Genomic DNA, 18,853 nt, shown 5'->3' on the forward strand with positions numbered 1-18,853 from the left:
GGTTTGGAGTTAATGAAGAAAGTTAGGAAAAACTGAGAAAAACCCTCTTTCAGCTCATCAAATAATGAATCTAATGTTTGATAAACCGGGTAGAAAAGCTTTGGTAAGGGGTTACCAAATGCAAGAAGTAATTCCCTGGAGCTAGTGCATTGACAAATTGCTCCTGTATTTCACTTGCATAGGGCAGTTCAAGGAGAACTTGCCCATGTAAACTTAAAATCATGAGTTTGGCATCAGAAAAATCCCAATTTTTTGATGCCCAAATCCTAAGGGGGCCCCTTTCGTGGGGATTGGGGTAGACAAGCAAATTATGGGTTGGTCCTTCTGCGTACTGAAATGTTCTGGCTACTACACTCCAGGATTCCGAACCGTCCAGGCTGATTTGCCTGATCCTATAGAGGTATTCTTTAAATCTTTTGGTCGATTTGTCCTCAAAAGAATATTCCACTGGATTTTTACTATTTCCTTTTGAAGCTATACTGCCTATTTTTTCCCATTCCAATTTTTCAACATGGCTTCTGTAAATCTCAAATAAGAGATTGTTTCTTTCCTGCCCCACTTTCCAGGTTATCATTTTCCCGGAGGCTGATTGGGAGACATTAATGCTTATCCAAGACACGGGTAAAATGCTCAATTCCCGGAAGCTGCCTATGGTGAAATTGAAATTTGACAATTCATCCCATTGGAGGCTTCTTCGAGCCCAAAGGAGGGAAGGATCCAATCCGGGCAAGTGATTTCCCGGGGAAGGCTGACCTGTTCCGACTACTCTCAGGTCATCTACATTGTCCACGATGAGGCTTGCAGCAGAAATTTTTAGCTCTACTTCCTGATTGCTTGGACTTAAACCTGAAAATTGGAAATGGCTGTATAGTTGATATAAAATAGGTGTTCCATCAGTATCATTGAATTTCGGGTCGTGATTAGCCCCTTTATATTCCAGAAAACGAAGAGATAAATTACCTCCGGGAGATGGCCCTAAAAGCTGAATTTTTCGAATTCCACCGTTTAGCATGTCCTCAAAGGGAAAGGTGGCATTAGTGGCAGTTAAAAGGGAGGGAATATTGAAGTAGGTGACTGAACCTGCATTTCTCCAGCTTCCTCCTCCGTAATTGATTCCTCCTTGCCCGGAGGTATTGATCCGCAAGTCATTTTGTTGGAGATCAATTCTTCCCTGAGTCAAAGTAAGTGTTCGTTCTACAGTCAAGTTGCCTCTTGGGAAAAATATGCCATTGGGCTTGTTGAGAGTCAAATCCCTTACTCTCAATGGGAAGCCAATAATTTCCTGATTTGTGGAGCCAGTCAAAATCAAATGGGTATTTGAAGTGAGGAAATTTCCCGTTCCCGATTTGGTCATGTTTCCCAAAAGGAAAAGCTGGTTAGGCAGGCTTAGGTTCTGGGAGCTTTGCAGTTCTAGGTGTCTGACTGATTGAGGTGAGGCAGCATCTGAAAAAGAGCTGGATAGAAAGGACTTTGGGCCTGATGGTCCACGGAAAATGATCCTTCCATTAAGTTGGAAATTGGCCGCTTCTATTCTTGGAGCAGATCCCTCCAGGATCAGCGTTCCACCGTTTTGAAGGTCAAAATTGAGGGCACTTACGGATCCATTAGTGGATCGGTTTACTATGTTTGAGTTGCATTCTGATATAAAGGTAGCGCCATCTTCAATAGTAAAATCGCCAAAAGGGCCCGAGCCAAACACCGTTGTTTCGGTGTTGAAGGATAAGGTAAAACAAACATTGGGGATTACCGACGTGTCCAATTTTTGGATCAGTGTTCCGGATTTTACCGTAAATGAAAGCGCCTTCAGAGGTGCCTCAACTGTCAGCTCTACGCCAAATCCCGGATCAAAGATCACTCCAAAACGGCTTTGTGTTGTCTGTGCACTCCAGCTGGACTTGTCCAGAATCTTACGGCTGTTTCCCCTGAAGGTGATCGTACTGCTCAGGGAATTTCCGATCCAGTTTTGGCTGTTCCAAGCATTGGCCGGAACCCCGGGTGCTGGTCCTGAAAATGCAGAGAGAGTACCATAAATATCCAAATTGAACCCGTTGAGATTTAGCTTTTGACCGGCTTCTGCTTCGGCATTTATAAAAACACTTTTCGCCTGTTCATTGCCTGTCAGTCGTAGGGTATGGTTTTGGTCGATATAAATATCATTGAGGAGGCCTGGCTTAGCCGCGGCAGGAACCCATGAAGTACCATTCCAAGTCGCCCAAATAGATATGTTGGGGAAGTCTCCTGAAGAAAGGGTTTTGTAGGCTCCCATTTCTTGAGAATAAGCCACACCAAGAGACATGATGAGCCCTGCAACTGCCAAGAATAACCTGTATATTCGGCAGTCAAAAAATGTTGTGATGCGTAAATTCCAGCAAAAAGCAACCATAAAAAAGAAATTTTAAAAAGTAGTTGAAGATAAAAAATGATGAGAAAATATAAAATAGTTTTTCTTCTATTTTTTCTGATAGTCATGGGGTTAGCTCCTGCCAAAGCCCAATTTTATGAGATTAGCCTTTTGACCTGTGACCCCGGAGATCAGCTTTATTCCTCCTTTGGGCACAGTGCCATTCGGGTAAGAGAGATTGGTTCAGAAGGTCGGGATTTGGTTTTCAATTTCGGAACCTTTGATTTTGACACGCCCAACTTCTATGGGAAGTTTGCCACCGGCAAACTGAACTATATGCTCAGCATGACTACCTACGACCGATTTATCATTGAATATGATTATTTCAAAAGAGGGGTCAGAGAGCAAGTGCTGGATTTGAATGCAGAGCAGAAAGATTTTTTGGTTCAGCATCTGGATGCGCTCTACGATCCGGCGAGAAGGTATTACAAATATGATTTTTTCTTCAACAACTGCGCAACCAAAATCCGCGATGCCTTCGAGATAGCTATTGGAAAGCAGTTGGTATGGAATGATTCTTTGGCCACTGAGGAAAAGACCTTCAGAAACACCATTGATGAGTACGTTTATCCACTTCCATGGGCCGATTTGGGGATTGATTTGGCATTGGGTGCAGTGATAGACCGCAATGCCACCGAGCGTGAAAAGCAATATTTGCCTGACTACATGGAACAGGCCTTTGCCAATGCAACAATTGTAGGTGATGGACCTACGAGGCCATTGGTAAAGAAATCACAGGTGATTTTGGACTATCCCAAAGAAGAGAAAGGTATGGATTTGCTCAATCCCTATGTAGTATTTTGGGTTTTGGCAATTTTCTATGGAGTCCTGACCTTTTTCGGTTTCCGAAAAGGCCGTCTTTTCAAAGGAGCAGATATAGGATTATTTTCTGTTCTTGGCATTTTGGGTTTGGTGGTTGCCTTTCTTTGGTTTCTTACCGATCATTCGGCCACCAAGTGGAATTGGAACATCCTTTGGGCTTTTCCTGGGCACTTGGTTTTGGCTTGGAGATTATGGAAAAGTGAAGGGAAGCCTTGGATTTCCAAATACCTGCTCTTTGTGCTGATGGCCACATCTGGAGCGTTATTGATTTGGATCACGGGCATGCAGTCTTTCCATCCTTCTTTGGTTCCGCTGTTTCTGGTGATTTTGCTTCGGGCAAATTTTCTGTTTTATAATTTGGAACGATTGGGTCAAAAGGCCGGATGAAGTTTCGGATTCGTCAAACCTTTTTACCACAAAACGGTGTTGGAATAAGTCATGGAATTCAAACTTACTTCAGATTACCAACCCACAGGAGATCAACCTCAGGCCATCAAGCAGCTGGCGGAGGGAGTGAGGTCAGGCGAGCCTTCCCAAGTATTGCTTGGGGTGACTGGTTCTGGAAAGACCTTCACGGTTGCCAATGTGATCCAAGAGACGCAGCGCCCCACGTTGGTATTGAGCCACAACAAAACCCTGGCCGCACAGCTGTATGGGGAATTCAAGCAATTTTTTCCTGAAAACGCTGTCGAATATTTTATTTCCTATTACGACTACTATCAGCCGGAAGCCTTTATCCCAAGTTCCGGAACCTACATCGAAAAGGATCTCAGTATCAATGAGGAGATCGAAAAGTTGCGTCTGAGTGCCACTTCTTCTTTGCTTTCAGGCAGGAGGGATGTGATTGTGGTGGCTTCTGTCTCTTGTATTTATGGAATTGGAAATCCAGAGGAGTTTGGGAAAAATGTGATCCGCCTGCAAGAAGGAGACCGGATTCCACGCAACCAGTTGCTTTTTAAACTGGTGGATATTCTTTATAGTCGGACACAGCAGGATTTGAGCCACGGGACTTTTAGGGTAAAGGGAGATACAGTGGATATTTTTGTGGCCTATGCCGACTTTGCCTATCGGATTTTCTTTTGGGGAGACGAGATCGAAGCTATTCAGCGTATCGAACCCCATACCGGCAAGAAGCTTTCTGACGAAAAAATCATTTCTATTTTCCCGGCAAATCTCTTTGTCACAGGCAGAGATACGATCGAAACCGCGATTCATGAAATCCAGGATGACTTGGTGGCTCAGCTGAATTTCTTTGAGAAAGAGGGCAAATTCCTGGAAGCTAAGCGACTTCAGGAGAGGACGGAATTTGACCTTGAGATGATAAGGGAACTGGGTTATTGCTCGGGAGTGGAAAATTATTCCAGGTATTTTGATAGAAGAAAGCCGGGAACGCGGCCTTTCTGTCTTTTGGATTATTTCCCGGAAGATTTCCTGTTGGTCATAGACGAAAGTCACGTGACGGTGCCGCAGATTCGTGCCATGTGGGGAGGAGACCGCTCGAGGAAAGTAAATCTGGTGGATTATGGATTTCGGTTGCCTTCGGCTTTGGATAATAGACCGCTTAAGTTTGATGAGTTTGAGCAACTGACCAATCAGGTCATCTATGTGTCAGCGACTCCTGCGGATTACGAATTGGCCTTGACAGAAGGGGTGGTGGTGGAGCAGATTATCCGTCCAACGGGCCTATTGGATCCTACCATCGAAGTGAGACCAAGTCAGAATCAGATTGACGACCTTTTGGAAGAAATCGATCAGACCATCAAAACCGAGGCAAGGGTTTTGGTCACGACACTGACCAAGCGTATGGCTGAAGAGCTTCAGAAATACCTGGAACGTGCCGGAGTAAAATCCCGCTACATTCACTCCGAGGTCAAAACTTTAGACCGAGTGGAGATTTTGAGAGAGCTACGGTTGGGCATTTTTGATGTCTTGGTTGGGGTAAACTTGCTCCGAGAAGGATTGGATTTGCCGGAAGTGTCGTTGGTAGCCATTTTGGATGCGGATAAGGAAGGTTTCCTCAGGAATGAGCGTTCGTTAGTACAGACCATTGGACGAGCCGCGCGAAATTCCGAAGGCCGTGTAATTATGTATGCTGATCAGATTACCGATTCCATGCAGGCAGCGATCGATGAGACGAAGCGAAGGAGAGCCCTTCAAATGGCTTACAACGAAGAGCATGGCATCACTCCGAAGACTGTCATCAAGTCCCGTGACAAAATCATGGGGCAGACTAAAGTGGCTGATTCAAAGAAAAATGCCAAAGTCTATGCAGAACCTATGCCTGGAGAAGTTCAGGTGGCTGCAGATCCGGTGGTGCAGTACCTCAGCAAGGAAAAATTGGAAAAGCTGATTGCCCAGACTCAAAAGCAAATGGAAAAAGCCGCCAAGGAATTGAACTTCATGGAAGCGGCCAGGTTAAGAGATGAGTGGCAAGCACAGAAAAAGCGCCTGGAAGAACTCAGTAGAGGTCCGGGGCTTTGAAAAGAATATAAACCTATCTTTTTATGACCCTTCAGGAAGTGAAATCCTTGGCAGCAAAAGGCGAGGGTCTCAAAATTGAATTCAAAAAAAAGGCGGCTTTTCCTGAGAAAATCGTCCGTGAGGTGATTGCTTTGGCCAATACCGAAGGAGGGGATCTTCTGATCGGCGTGGATGATGATGGTACAGTCAGCGGGCAGCGCTTTATCGAAGAGGAGATTTTTGTGATGGAAAAGGCCATCCGCGAGCTGATTTTTCCTTCGCTTTCTTTTGAAGTGTTTACCATAAAGCTCACCGAGAAAAAGGGTGTTGCCGTTTTTAGAATTCCTTTGAGTCCGGATAGGCCTCATTATATAAAGTCACAGGAAAAAAAGCAGGCCTTTATTCGGGTAGGTGACCGTAGTGTGCAGGCAAGTAGGGAAGTGTGGGAAGTCCTAAAGAAAAGCAGGATCCCAAAAGACACAGTCTTTACTTATGGAAGGAAAGAGGAAATTTTGATGAAAGCCTTGGGAGAAAAGGGGAGAATCACCTTAAAAGAATTTTCAAAAGCCGCCAGTATTCCTCCTTTTTTAGCATCCAAAACGCTGGTTCGACTGGTGGTGGCCAATGTCCTGACCATCCATCCACAGGAAACCGAGGACTTTTTCACCCTTAAGGAGTAGGAAGAGCGATGCCGGTTCGTTGGGTAAATCCAAGATTTCCCTGAAGCCCTCCGGTATGTATAAGAAGGATTTTTGATCCCGCTGGAAAATGATTGGTTTGAAGTAGCTCCCAAAATCCGAAAGCCATTTTCCCGGTATAGATTGGGTCAAGAATTACTCCAAATGCCTTCCAAAACCAGTGAATAAAATCAATCAATTCATCCGTCCATTTGGCATATCCTCCAAAGTGGAATTGGGTGAAAATCTCCAATCTGCCCTTAGGATGGATGTTAGAGCCTATGAGCAAATTTTCGATTTCCTCCCTGATAAATTCTCCTTTGAGGGAAGAGAATCCCAGAAGTGTTTGGGCGGAGTTCAGACTTTTGGCTAATCCGGCAAAAGTTCCCCCGGTTCCCAGTGCAGTGCAGACATGACTGAATTCCCGGTGTTTTTCCTCCAAAATCTCTGCCGTTCCTTGGATTGCCAAGGAATTGGTTCCTCCTTCCGGGATCAGGTAAAAATCACCAAAATGAGCCCGAAGATGATCGATATACTCCTCGGAGTTTTTCTTTCGATAATCTACCCTAGAGACAAAATGCAAAAGCATTCCCCTTTCGCGGGCATGGAGCAAAGTGGGGTTTTTCCTATCCAAACCCTCTCCTCGAATGATCCCTATAGACGTCAAACCTGCTTCTCGGGCCGCAGAGGCGGTGGCATAGATATGGTTGGAATAAGCCCCTCCAAAGGTAAGAATGGAAGGTTTGCCAAGTTTTTTAGCTTCTTCCAAATTGTATTTGAGCTTAAAAAACTTATTTCCTGAGACCCCCGAATGAATTTGATCCAGACGCAAAAGACTCACGTTCACCTTTTTTTCATCAAAAATGGGATGCTGAAGGGATTGCGTTTCTATGGGCTGGGGGAGAAGCATTTGTGGACTTTTGCCAAAGTTAAGCCACATCCTTCTATTTTTGTGGCATGAGCCAGCGCCAGGAAGAAGACTTTGAAGAGGATGAGTTAGAACTGTACGAACACCACCGCATTTTGGTGGACAAAGGACAGTCTCTGATGCGGATAGATAAATTTTTGACTGAGAAAGTTGCCAATGCTACCCGCAATAAGGTGCAGCAGGCCATTGATGGCGGAGCAGTTTTGGTCAATGGACAGCCTACGAAATCCAATTATAAAATCAAGCCTTTGGATGAAATCCGGGTACTTCTGGAAAAACCGCCTAGGGATACCGAGGTAGTTCCGGAGAATATTCCCTTAGACATTCTCTATGAAGATACACATCTTTTGGTGGTGAATAAGCCGGCTGGGATGGTCGTCCATCCTGCCCACGGCAATTGGACAGGGACCTTGGTCAATGCGTTGGTTTATCATTTTCAGCATTTGCCGGAGATGAAGGGAAATGTGGGACGTCCTGGATTGGTTCATCGCATTGATAAAGATACCTCCGGGCTATTGGTGATTGCCAAAACAGAAGAAGCGATGACCCCGTTGGCTGCGCAGTTTTTTCATCATACGATCGATAGGACTTACCTGGCTTTGGTCTGGGGAGAACCGGAGGCCGATTCCGGTACCATCCGGGGTCATGTAGGCAGGAGTGCCAAGGATAGGAAAGTGATGGATGTGTATCCGGATGGCAGTCAGGGCAAGCATGCCGTGACACATTGGAAGGTGTTGAAGCGTTTGAGGTATGTATCTCTCATCCAATGTAACCTAGAGACCGGCCGTACCCATCAAATTAGGGCTCACATGAAGTTTTTGGGGCATCCTTTATTCAACGATGCCATGTATGGAGGAGACAAAATCCGTAAGGGAACTCAATTTGCCAAATACAAAACTTTCGTTCAGAATTGTTTTGAGTTGATGCCCCGTCAGGCTTTGCATGCGATGAGTTTGGGATTTATCCATCCGGTGACTAAGGAGAAGCTGTACTTTGAGGCTCCTCTGCCCGAGGATTTTACTTCAGTGTTGGAAAAATGGGATTCTTATGTAAAGCACGAATAGTTGATAAAAATCTAATAGATGCATTATTTTATAATCAAATCAGTAATAAATAATTCATTTTGATATAGAAAATACAATTGGAAGCTGTTTTGTTGCCGATTTTTCAATTCGGGTTTTGATAACCATCATAAAATTTATTAATCGTCATAATTCAATCGATTTCATTAAAAATACTGTAAATTTTTACTCAAAACTTTGAATAATTTGCAATAACCGGACTTAACCTGCTATATTTGAATCAGCAATCAGCTAAAAGTTCACACACATACTGTAGGATGTTGAAATTGGCAGACAAGCCCTCCTGTCTCGGGGGTGGAGTCCCGATAGCTATCGGGAGGGATAAAGCAATTAGCGAGCTCGTAATTTTGCCTAACTACTCCGTGGAGGTTCGAATCCTTCTCCTACAGCAGGTTATTTTGGGTTTATTGTTAATTGACTAAAACCATGGAATTTTATTTCATGGTTTTTTATTGCCTATTTTTTAATTGAGACAAATAAAATTTCATTTGGGATCTTTTAGCCCAAATATTCAAATGATATTTTCTGCACTCACCTTTTATTAACAATTCTCTAATGGACTGGAAGATTTACCAAGTCATATTTCTGAATTGTCAACAAAATATATTTTTGATTAAAAAAACTGTAAAAAAACAAAATAAACGTTGCAAAATATTTAATAAATATCCGAATTTACTAACTTTGTTACATCAATTATCTCAAACCTATTAATTCTATTACTCAAAAGCTCGCAAGAGCTTTTTGATTATCAGGGAGTTGAAGGCTACTTGTAAACGAACAAGCTCAAATTGATTAACAGACATACTGTAGGATGTTGAAATTGGCAGACAAGCCCTCCTGTCTCGGGGGTGGGGATCCCAGAATAAAGCGTAATTCAAACCGGACTATTGCCTAACTGCCCCGTGGAGGTTCGAATCCTTCTCCTACAGCTTCACAAAAAGCAGCCATTTGGTTGCTTTTTCTTTTTTGGGAAAAAATTGTGGTATCTTTTCCATAATTACTAGGTAAACTATGGCTTCGCAGTCGGGTCAAGAGGAACAAAAAACGGCTCATACTTTCAGAAAAAAGATACTCCGCGGCTCGCTAATTGCCCTTTTGGTACTTCTCAGCTTGGAGTTTGTGGTCTATTTCGGTTCCAATATTTTTTTGGCCGGGATCGCAAGGAAAAAAATAAATGAGTCCACCAAAGGTGTCTATGAAATAGAGTTTAACCGATTCAGTCTCTCTCTGATACGGAGAGGTTTTTTTTTAGACGGTATAGTTCTGAGACCTATTCATCCTGAAAATTCAAAATCTGATCAGGTTTTATTTGATTTTACCTTAGACGAACTGGCTTTTACCGGTCTTTGGTTTGATTTTTTCGATGGGGAATTTTCGATAAACAAAATCAAACTGGACAACCCAAATTTCTCCTTGATTATGCCTGAATCTGACCAATTCAAGCCAGAAGTCAAGAGCGCCTCTTCCTCCGATTCGGTCAAGGTGTCAGCTGTAAAAATTCTCGAGACAGAAATAAAGAAAAGTCTTAGTGGACTCAATCTTAATGGATTTTATGTTGATCGGATTGAAATCGATCATGCCAACTTGTTTTTCTTCAATTTTTTGAGCCAAAGCGAGTTGAAGGCAGAAAATACCTCCTTAGTGGTAAGGCAATTGGACTGGACGACTACAACAGATTGGACCACTCCATTTAATGCCAAGGGCTTCGAATTTATCCTGGATCAAGTCATTTTTCCGCTTCCGGATGGGGTTCATACGCTTGCCTCTGACAGGGTATTTATTTCCTCGCTGGACAAGACAGTCGATATCAACAATTTCTCTCTGATTCCTGACTTTACCAAGGAAAGTAAGGCTTACTACACCTTGAATTTGGATCGGTTGAGGATTGGAAATGCCGATCTGAACAAGGCTTTTATGACTTCAGAATTGGAAATAGACGAGTTGATTTTGGATAGTCCGACCATCAAGGTAGCCAAGTCGGCCAACCAGGTCAATAAAAATGCTCCTTCGGGGGATTTGAATGACCTGATCAAAGGCAAGCTCAAAACGGTAGCCATCAAGGAGCTTTCCGTCAATGGTGCGTCCTTCTTAAAATCCGAACTGGAGGACACCTTAAAAAACAGAATCCAATTGGATAGACTCGATTTTAAAATGGTGGGCTTCTATTTGGGAGAAGATTCCTTGAAGCGCGAAAATCAGTTTTTTTATGGCCAGGACGCTTCCATGGAAATTCAAGGCAGTAAATTATACTTAGGAGATGGAATCCATGTTTTGATAGGAGAGGACGTACAGGTTTCTTCGTTTAAAGATGAACTTATCGTTTCCAACCTCTCCATTATGCCCAGACAGGAGGCTTTGGAGCAATACACGGCCAAAAATTTGATTCGACTTGAGCTTCCCGAATTTTCCCTTTTGGAAGCGGATTTGAAAAAACTGTATCAAACAGGGGAATTGGTGGCAGATCAAATCTTGATTGATCATCCCAGTATTGAGTTTATTGAATTGGACAAAGCAAAGGAAAGATCTGGCAGTACGCCTGTCTCAGAGGTGGTAGCGGGCTTTCTGAATAAAGTGGATGTGAAAACTTTTCAGGTTAAAGAAGGTACTGTTCAATTCAAAGATCAAAGCGGCAGAAGGAGTAATGATATAGGTTTTGATCAATTCAGTTTGCAGCTCGATGATTTAAAGATTGTTCCGGATTCCAAATTGGCGATTCAGGAGCAGTTTCAGATCCAAGAACTGTATTTGAACCTCAACGAATACCGGCTCAAATTAAGGGATAATCTCCACCAGATTCTGGCAGAGCAGCTCACCATAGATTCAAAAAAGGACCTCTTGGAGGTTCAAAATCTTTCTATAAAGCCTGAAAATCAAGATCAGATTCAATCCCAATTGGATATCTATGGAAAAACCTCGGTGGTAGATTTTTTTGTGCCCCTATTTAGAGCAGAAGGAGTAGACGTCAAAGCAGCATTTTTTGATCAGGATTTGATGATCAGTCAAATATCGCTACCCAGTCCTGAATTTTTCATTTCAACTTATCGTGCCAAAGAAAAGAAGGATCCATCTGGGGAAAGTCCGGGTTCTGCTGAGGATATCGAAGAGTTACTCCTCGGATACTTTAATACCATCCAAATTGATTCAGTCAATTTGGACAAGGCTAAAATCAGTTATAAGAGCCATGTGAGAGGAAAACAGTCCAGTTTGGAGGAAGATAATTTATCTCTGAGGTTAAAGAATTTTTCCCTGGGAACAAATCGGGACTCCATTCAAGATCGGTCCTTGTTTTCCGAAGAAGTGGATTTGACTTTTAATAATTATTCCTTTAGTCTGGCGGGTGGAAAGTATGTGGTAGAAACGGATTATCTCAATTATAACTCCAGAACAAAATCGATCGAATTTGATGACCTAATTCTAATTCCTGGGGCAGGCTTTGAAAGTAGGGTTGCATTCGGACTTAATTTTCCAAAAGTTCAGTTAAAAGGAGTCAATATTGAAGAATTTGTTTTTGAAAACCTCCTCAAACTGGAGGTACTGGAAATCAATCAAGGTGAGATTGAAGTCGCCATCGACCGAAAGGTAAATGCGGCATCTAAATCTGAGGGGACAAAAAAGGAAAAAACCATCCGGAAGACGATCGACCAAATTAAGGTTGACACCATTAAAGCGGCCAATTCTTCCCTGCAGCTCAATTACCTTGGGCAGAATGAGTCTCAGGAATCCATAAAAACAGGATTCGACCTTTTGATCACCGATTTCAATCTGGATACCTTGATGGTGGACCAGAAAGATTTAAGCAGTATTTACGGTTCAGCAAACCTGGATTTGAAGGATTTTACCTTTGCGCTTCCCGACAGTGTTCATACGGTGAAGTTTTCCAAAGTTGCCCTTGGTGATCAGAAGGATGAGGTCATTTTTTCTGACTTTCAGGTTATTCCCAAAGATCACTTTGGAAAAAGCGGAAACCCGGTTGTTGAAGCCAAAATTGACCAATTGGCCATTCGCAAAAATCGTCTGCAGGAGGTTTTGGAGACAAAAAAAATGGACCTAAAGCAAATTCGATTGACCAATCCTGCGGTGGATGTTTATCTGGACTCTGTCAAATCTCAGACTAAGGAGCGGGTGGGAAAAGGTCAAAAAAGAAACACCTTGATTGAGTCCTTGTTGGTAGGGGATGTGATTTTGGAAAATGGGAATATTAATTTTCATAGAAAAGGGATCGGCCCCATACCCAGATTGGGATTTCCTCAGGTGGATGTAGCGCTCACTGAACTTGCAATAGATCTGTTGGATCCGGATCAAAAGCCTGATTTAAGCGATTTGGCCAAAAAGAAACTCAACTTCAATTTGAAAGGGTATGAATTTTTGACCCCAGATAGCCTCTACAAGATTGATTTTGGCAACGTGAAGTATAAGGAGGGAGACTTTTCCATTGATGATTTGTATTACAGACCGGTTTTGGGTAATTATGGATATCTGAGAAGTTTGCCGTATCAGACCGATGCGGTTACTGCCAGGGTGGAAAAACTTGAGGTGAGAGGAATAGATCCTGTACGATATCTCGAGGAAGGATTGGTAAAAGCAGATGAGGTGCTGTTGGATGGAGCAAGGGTAGACCTTTTTCGGGACAAAAGGATGCCGATAGATTCCTCTGTCTATAAGCCTATGCCCCAGTTTTTATTGGAACATGCAAAAGTTAACGCGGATATCCTAAGCATTCGAATCAGAGATAGCCGGGTGAGGTATTTTGAGTTTGCTCCGAAAGCGACCATGCCGGGTATGATTACCTTTGATTCAATTCAGATGGATATGGCCCCTTTCTTTCTGAGGAAAAAGGACGAACCCTATCCGGTAGATAAGGTAAGGTTGGGAATTCAGACCCAATTGATGGGTAAAAGCGAGGTGCAATTGGAGGCGCTCCTCTTTTTTAAAGAAAATTATCCAATGGAAGTGAATGTGAAGATGAACGATTTTGAATTTGAAGAAGCTTCCGACTTTTTGTCTAAGTCCTTGTTTGTAAAGGCTACCCAAGGTGCGGTGACGGACGGAACATGGAATTTCCGATTGAATGAAAATTATTCCTATGGTCAGATGGAATTTGGTTACCAAGACCTCAAAATCCAGTTTTTGGACAGTTTGACGCTTGAACCGGGGTTGGGTAAGCTAAAAATCTTCACTTTTGGTGCCAACTTGTTGGCTAAAAATTCCAATCCAAGAGGTTCCTCTGGCAGGATTGTCAGAAGGGAAATTTACCTGGAGCGGGATAAGCGAAAGTTTGTGATCAGTGCCTGGTGGAAATCCACTTTTTCAGGCCTAAGGGGCACCATCGGACTGGGAAGGCCTAAAGTGCCCAAGGAAATCCGTAAGGAGGAAGATTAGGTCGGTTTAGTTTTTTGAAGGGCGAATCAGCCTTTTTGATCAAGAACCGACTGCGCTTTGATTTTTTCTTCGGACTGTTGAGTGATCCACCCTTGCTTCATAGCATGTCTTGCCGCCTCCAGCGTATCTTCGACTAGAATCAAAGGAACGTTCATTCGAGTGTAGGACTGTTTCAAAGAGGAGAGATCTCGCTTGGAAATATCTCTGATATATACCGCAAGAATTTTATGAGTGTGTCTTTGAAGGGCTTCGAGATAGATCTCAGGGTCTTGCTGCCCACTATCCCCGATCAGGATAAAAGGAAGGTCGGGGTAGACTTCAAAAATATGTTCGATCTGTTTTAGTTTATGATCTCTATGGCTGCCGGCTATCCACTTATCTCTCGAGAGTCCCAAATCCCGAAGCATGAGCGGACCTTTGGGGATCTGATGAGCTTCTAGAAATTCCATCAAAAAATCATAGAGATTCCATGGGCTGCTCGATACGTAAAAGAGCGGATTGCTGAGGATGCCATCGCTTCCTTTGCGCAGGGAGTGATAAAATTCGGATACCCCCGGGAAAGGGATTCTGGTGTGGGCGTTTTGAGAAAAAGTCACCTTGATCATCTCCCACATCCGCATAGCCCCGGTACTCACGATGGTATCATCGATATCTGAGATCACCCCAAATTCAGCTTTCGAGGAGGGGAAGTAGACTTTTCCGAAGGAGGTGATGAGTGACATGCCTCCTGACACCGGATTCTTCATGCTCAACTCGATGGATTTCCAGCCTTCCTGGAACTCCCTATTGGGAATGGGCAGCCTGATTTCAAAATAACCCTCTTCATCTGTTTGGACCGTGATTTTTTGATTTTCGAAGGTAGCACTTACATAGACCCCGGGGAAAACGACCGTAAGAAACCGCTTTCTCATTTTTCCCAGATTGCTCCAAAAACTGTCCAAGGCGGTGGAAGGAGCTATTCCTTTATCTTCGAGCACACGTCCGGCCAAGTAGATTTCCTTCCCGTTTCCATATCCAGCATAAGGCTTAATCATCACTTTTTTGACGAGCCCTGTTTTCAGCAAAGCCAGCAGTTTGACTTTTGAAACCTGCCTTTTGACAAAATAAAGAACGGGAAGTAATCGGCTTTTGGGACGAGAAGTGCTCATTTTATTCATGTGTATCCGTTTGGTTGCACGTAACCGATGTAAAATTGGCTTAGAGGTTCAAAATAAGCGGATTCCCTCTTGCCAAGGGCGTTAGGGTGATTAGAAAGAGCTTTCTAACTTGAATTGAAAACTACGTGCAAAGTTCCGAATACTCCTATTTTATTTATGAAAAATGAAAAAGAAAAAGACCCTACCATTCTGAATTGTTGAAATGGTAGGGTCCTTTCTGTATTATCAGTTATCTAAAGTAATCTGATAGTTGTTCTTCCTAGTGTCTGAAGACTAAATTAACGGCAAGTTTTGGACATCTTCGGTCTTCGGTCTTCCGTCCCAAAATCAAAGGAAAATTCGTCAACGGTCAGAATAGCCTACAATCAGATTATTAATTAATCAGTTTTTAATAATTCGGAAGGATTCCGTTTTACCAGCCCAGTTGAGGGTCAAGATATAGACTCCTGCCGCTTTGGTCTGCAGGTAGCTTGCCAGTTTTTCGCTGAGTCGTTCGATATTAGGATCATTAAACCGATCAGTTTGTCCAAGTATGGTAGAAATCGTGGCGGTCACGTCTCCTTCCAACAGTGGATCCTTACTGACGAGTTCCAGTCTGAACCCAACACCGGAGGTAGGATTAGGATAGATAATCCAAGACGAAGCACCGGGAACAGGGTCTACCTGAATGGCCTTTGTGGCACTGTAGAAGAAGCTGCCGCTGAAATTGACCTGCTTCAATCGATAGAAGATCGTTCCACCGCTTGCCGGAAGTTCACGATCGATAAAGCTATACTCCACAGGAGCATCAGAATAGCCTTTTCCGGTTACCTCACCTATCTTTTTCCAGTTGTTGATATTATTCACCGACCGCTCCACTTCAAAGTGAGAATTTTCCCATTCTTTGGCTACGGCCCAAGCCAAATTCCCTTCTCTATGGGTAGCATTATAAGTGGCATTGAAGTAGAGGTATTCGAGAGGGAGGATACGAATATTTGGATACCTGACATACACTACTCCCCTTGCCCCATTTCCTCCACCAAGAAGACCTGCCCCTCCACCAGAACCTATTGTAACTCCAGGGTTTCCAATTCCAAGATTTTGGGCATTTCCACCCGTAGTTCCTAAATTTCCACCAACTCCTGGTGTTGCAGTTTGACCTGGAACAGCTCCAGAAGAACTTCCGCCCCCACCTCCAGAATAAATAATTGTGCTTCCAGAAAAATTAGATGATAAACCATTCCCACCCGTTCCCCCAAGTCCTTTAGGATTTGCTCCTGGTGTAAGGTCACCTTTTGTTCCTGGGGAACCAGCACCCCCACCTCCTCCACCGGCTCGTGTAGCATAAGCTCTATTTGGCCCTGGTTGTGAATATTCTCCTTCGCCTCCAACATTACCTGCTGTTGGCGGACCACCTGCACCTTCAGTTATCCCAGGATCTTGTAATACAGCTCCACCACCTCCTGAGCCGCCAGAGTTGCCTGATAGTACTGTGGAATTTCCACTTGAGCCTCCACCTCCACCGCCTTCAGCAATTAAAACAGTCTGGAACGTACCTGAGGAATGAGTAAATGCAGGGCCAGAAAAGAAAGAATCTCCTCCAGGTCCTCCTTTCGCAGTTGGCGAGGTGGATCCAATTCCTTCTGATCCTACTATAATGTTAAATCCTGTATTTGGTGGAAGGCCAATACCTGCGCCAAGAGAAATACCTGAATATATTTGAGAAGTGGTTACCCCTCCACCACCGCCTCCTCCTGCCGAAGAACCCATACCTCCGCCACCGCCACCACCTACCAGCATGACCTGAAATTCATCCAGGCCCTCAGGGGCAGTCCATAGACAGCTTTGATTAAATTGGATCACTGTAAAACCAGATACAGCTCCATCGTCTACGATGGTTCCGCATGGAATTGCTGGACATATATAGGTGATTACAACTTTACCATTTCCTCCTTGACCTCCACTACGACCATTGCCTATTGCTCCACCACCTCCACCTCCTGGAGAAGATCCCGGATTTCCATTTCCATTATTAGTTCTTCCTGGTCCTCCTGCCCCTCCACCTGATGGGGCTGCACCTGCTGAGGTTCCAGAAGCATCATTACCACCTACACTGATACCTGCAGAAGATCCCCCCCCTCCACTGTTACCAGAAATAACAGATCCACCATTGCCACCACTATATTTATTCTGCCCTCTACCAGAATCTGCTTGACCTCCTAGTGCACCTGAAGCATTGTCAGCAACGGAATTTCCTCCTTTGGCTAAAATCAAGGCATCAGAGACGTTATTTGTTCTGGAAACCCATGAGTCCCCTCCTGCGGCGGTTGTATTGCTGCCTCTTCCTACAAAAACAGCGAGCGGTTCACCGGCTGTGACGGAAATCAAACTTCTCGAATAGGCTCCGCCACCGCCACCTCCTGCAGCGGCACTACTTGTTCTGGATCCTCCTCTTCCTCCTCCTCCCCATACTTCTACGGTCAATTCGAAAACCCCTTCAGGAACGAAAAATGATTGAAGTGCGGCAGATGCGGGGTACTCGGCAGTACAAACAATTCCAAATCTTACAGTATTCGAACCAGCAGGAATGTAAGGGCAGGCATCTCCTGTTCTGATGATACTTTTTACAGTTAATACACTTACCCCCTCTGCCGTTAAATTGGAGGTATTAAAGGTAAGCGATCCATCTGGTGAAGCTGTCACTGTTCTGGAGACATCCGTTGCAGGATTTGCCCCATCAGCATCGTATACGATCGTGTAGTTTTGGCCTGGAATGAAATTAGATCCCCTGATAGTAATTGTTGATGGTAATCCTGGAGCACTTGGGTTGCTTGCTGATACAGAGGTTATAGGATGAGCTGTACCAATTACTGTTATTGATCCTGTTGCGGAAACAGTACCGCATCCGCCGATAAGAGGAATGCTGTAGTTGAAAGTGCCGTTTTCTATTGGAGTACCTGAAATCGAAATTACACCACCGGCCCAGCTTGCGGTTACACCTTCTGGTAATCCAATTACATTTAGCTGATCAATCCCTGTAGCACCAGTTGTATTATGTGTGATAGGGGTAAGTGGAGTTGTGATACAAAGGGTGGGTGTTGATGAGGGAGGGGAGGCGATATTGTCAGGAGTGATATTGATTGTCCTGGTAGCGGTAGCATTGGCACAACCACCTGTACCGGCCACGGTGTAGGTAATGGTAGCGGTGCCTGCCGCTACACCTGTTACTGCGCCTGTTGAAGGATTGACAGTGGCAATGGCAGAATTACTTGTTGACCAAGAACCTCCGGCAATAGTAGAGGCAAAGTTTGAAGTTCCGCCAATGCAGACGGCTTGATTTCCACTTAATGTACCTGCACTAGGTGGTGCGGTAATAGTGACGGTTCGAGTAGCGGTAGCATTGGCACAACCTCCGGTTCCGGTTACGGTATAGGTGATGGTAGCAGTACCAGCAGCCACTCCGGTTACTAGGCCTGTTGAAGGATTGACTGTAGCAATGGCAGCATTACTTGTTGTCCAGGTACCCCCCGGAATTGTAGAGGCGAAAGTTGAAGTTCCGCCGATACAAACGGCTTGATTTCCACTTAATGTACCTGCACTAGGTGGTGCGGTAATAGTGACGGTTCGAGTAGCGGTAGCATCGGCACACCCACCGGTTCCGGGCACGGTGTAGGTGATGGTAGCAGTACCAGCAGCCACTCCGGTTACTAGGCCTGTTGAAGGATTGACTGTAGCAATGGCAGCATTACTTGTTGTCCAGGTACCCCCCGGAATTGTAGAGGCGAAAGTTGAAGTTCCGCCGATACAAACGGCTTGATTTCCACTTAATGTACCTGCACTAGGTGGTGCGGTAATAGTGACGGTTCGAGTAGCGGTAGCATCGGCACACCCACCGGTTCCGGGCACGGTGTAGTTAATGGTAGCAGTACCTGCCGCTACCCCGGTTACTACGCCTGTAGATGGATGGA

9 protein-coding genes are annotated in these 18,853 nt (G+C 44.3%); 5 read left to right on the forward strand and 4 right to left on the reverse strand.

Features of this window, described 5'->3' with window-relative positions; all coding sequences use genetic code 11:
• Nucleotides 1-70 precede the first annotated feature (70 nt).
• Nucleotides 71-2,317, reverse strand: a complete 2,247-nt coding sequence (locus DDT91_RS18685; RefSeq protein WP_187177722.1) for a T9SS type A sorting domain-containing protein — start codon at nucleotides 2,315-2,317, stop codon at nucleotides 71-73.
• Between the two features lie 105 nt (nucleotides 2,318-2,422).
• On the opposite strand from DDT91_RS18685, the gene DDT91_RS18690 reads away from it, so the two are divergent.
• From DDT91_RS18690 to DDT91_RS18700, 3 genes are read left to right on the forward strand one after another with little or no spacing between them, the layout of a single operon-like run.
• Nucleotides 2,423-3,610 (forward strand): DUF4105 domain-containing protein, encoded by a 1,188-nt coding sequence (locus DDT91_RS18690; protein WP_370539342.1) that lies wholly within the window; start codon nucleotides 2,423-2,425, stop codon nucleotides 3,608-3,610.
• Between the two features lie 51 nt (nucleotides 3,611-3,661).
• Complete coding sequence (gene uvrB / locus DDT91_RS18695) at nucleotides 3,662-5,704, forward strand: excinuclease ABC subunit UvrB (RefSeq protein ID WP_187177724.1); 2,043 nt, start codon at nucleotides 3,662-3,664, stop codon at nucleotides 5,702-5,704.
• A gap of 23 nt (nucleotides 5,705-5,727) precedes the next feature.
• Nucleotides 5,728-6,363 (forward strand): helix-turn-helix domain-containing protein, encoded by a 636-nt coding sequence (locus DDT91_RS18700; RefSeq protein WP_187177725.1) that lies wholly within the window; start codon nucleotides 5,728-5,730, stop codon nucleotides 6,361-6,363.
• Here DDT91_RS18700 and DDT91_RS18705 read toward each other — a convergent pair.
• The gene (locus DDT91_RS18705) at nucleotides 6,353-7,300 is read right to left on the reverse strand and encodes a 1-aminocyclopropane-1-carboxylate deaminase/D-cysteine desulfhydrase (protein WP_255502190.1); all 948 of its coding nucleotides are present in this window, start codon (nucleotides 7,298-7,300) and stop codon (nucleotides 6,353-6,355) included. The two genes, DDT91_RS18700 and DDT91_RS18705, sit on opposite strands and share 11 nt — an antisense overlap.
• Before the next feature lie 17 nt (nucleotides 7,301-7,317).
• On the opposite strand from DDT91_RS18705, the gene DDT91_RS18710 reads away from it, so the two are divergent.
• A complete protein-coding gene (locus DDT91_RS18710) occupies nucleotides 7,318-8,352 on the forward strand; it encodes an RluA family pseudouridine synthase (RefSeq protein WP_187177726.1) in 1,035 nt (344 codons plus the stop codon).
• A gap of 1,029 nt (nucleotides 8,353-9,381) precedes the next feature.
• A complete protein-coding gene (locus DDT91_RS18715; RefSeq protein WP_187177727.1) occupies nucleotides 9,382-13,749 on the forward strand; it encodes a hypothetical protein in 4,368 nt (1,455 codons plus the stop codon).
• A 26-nt stretch (nucleotides 13,750-13,775) separates the two neighbouring features.
• On the opposite strand, the gene DDT91_RS18720 is transcribed toward DDT91_RS18715, so the two are convergent.
• Together DDT91_RS18720 and DDT91_RS18725 are read right to left on the reverse strand one after the other, a co-directional pair.
• A complete protein-coding gene (locus DDT91_RS18720) occupies nucleotides 13,776-14,906 on the reverse strand; it encodes an App1 family protein (protein ID WP_255502191.1) in 1,131 nt (376 codons plus the stop codon).
• Between the two features lie 381 nt (nucleotides 14,907-15,287).
• A partial coding sequence (locus tag DDT91_RS18725; protein ID WP_187177728.1) for an Ig-like domain-containing protein occupies nucleotides 15,288-18,853 on the reverse strand: 3,566 nt, incomplete at its 5' end.

The sequence above is a fragment of the Algoriphagus sp. AK58 genome (assembly GCF_014324365.1).
Lineage (GTDB): Bacteria > Bacteroidota > Bacteroidia > Cytophagales > Cyclobacteriaceae > Algoriphagus.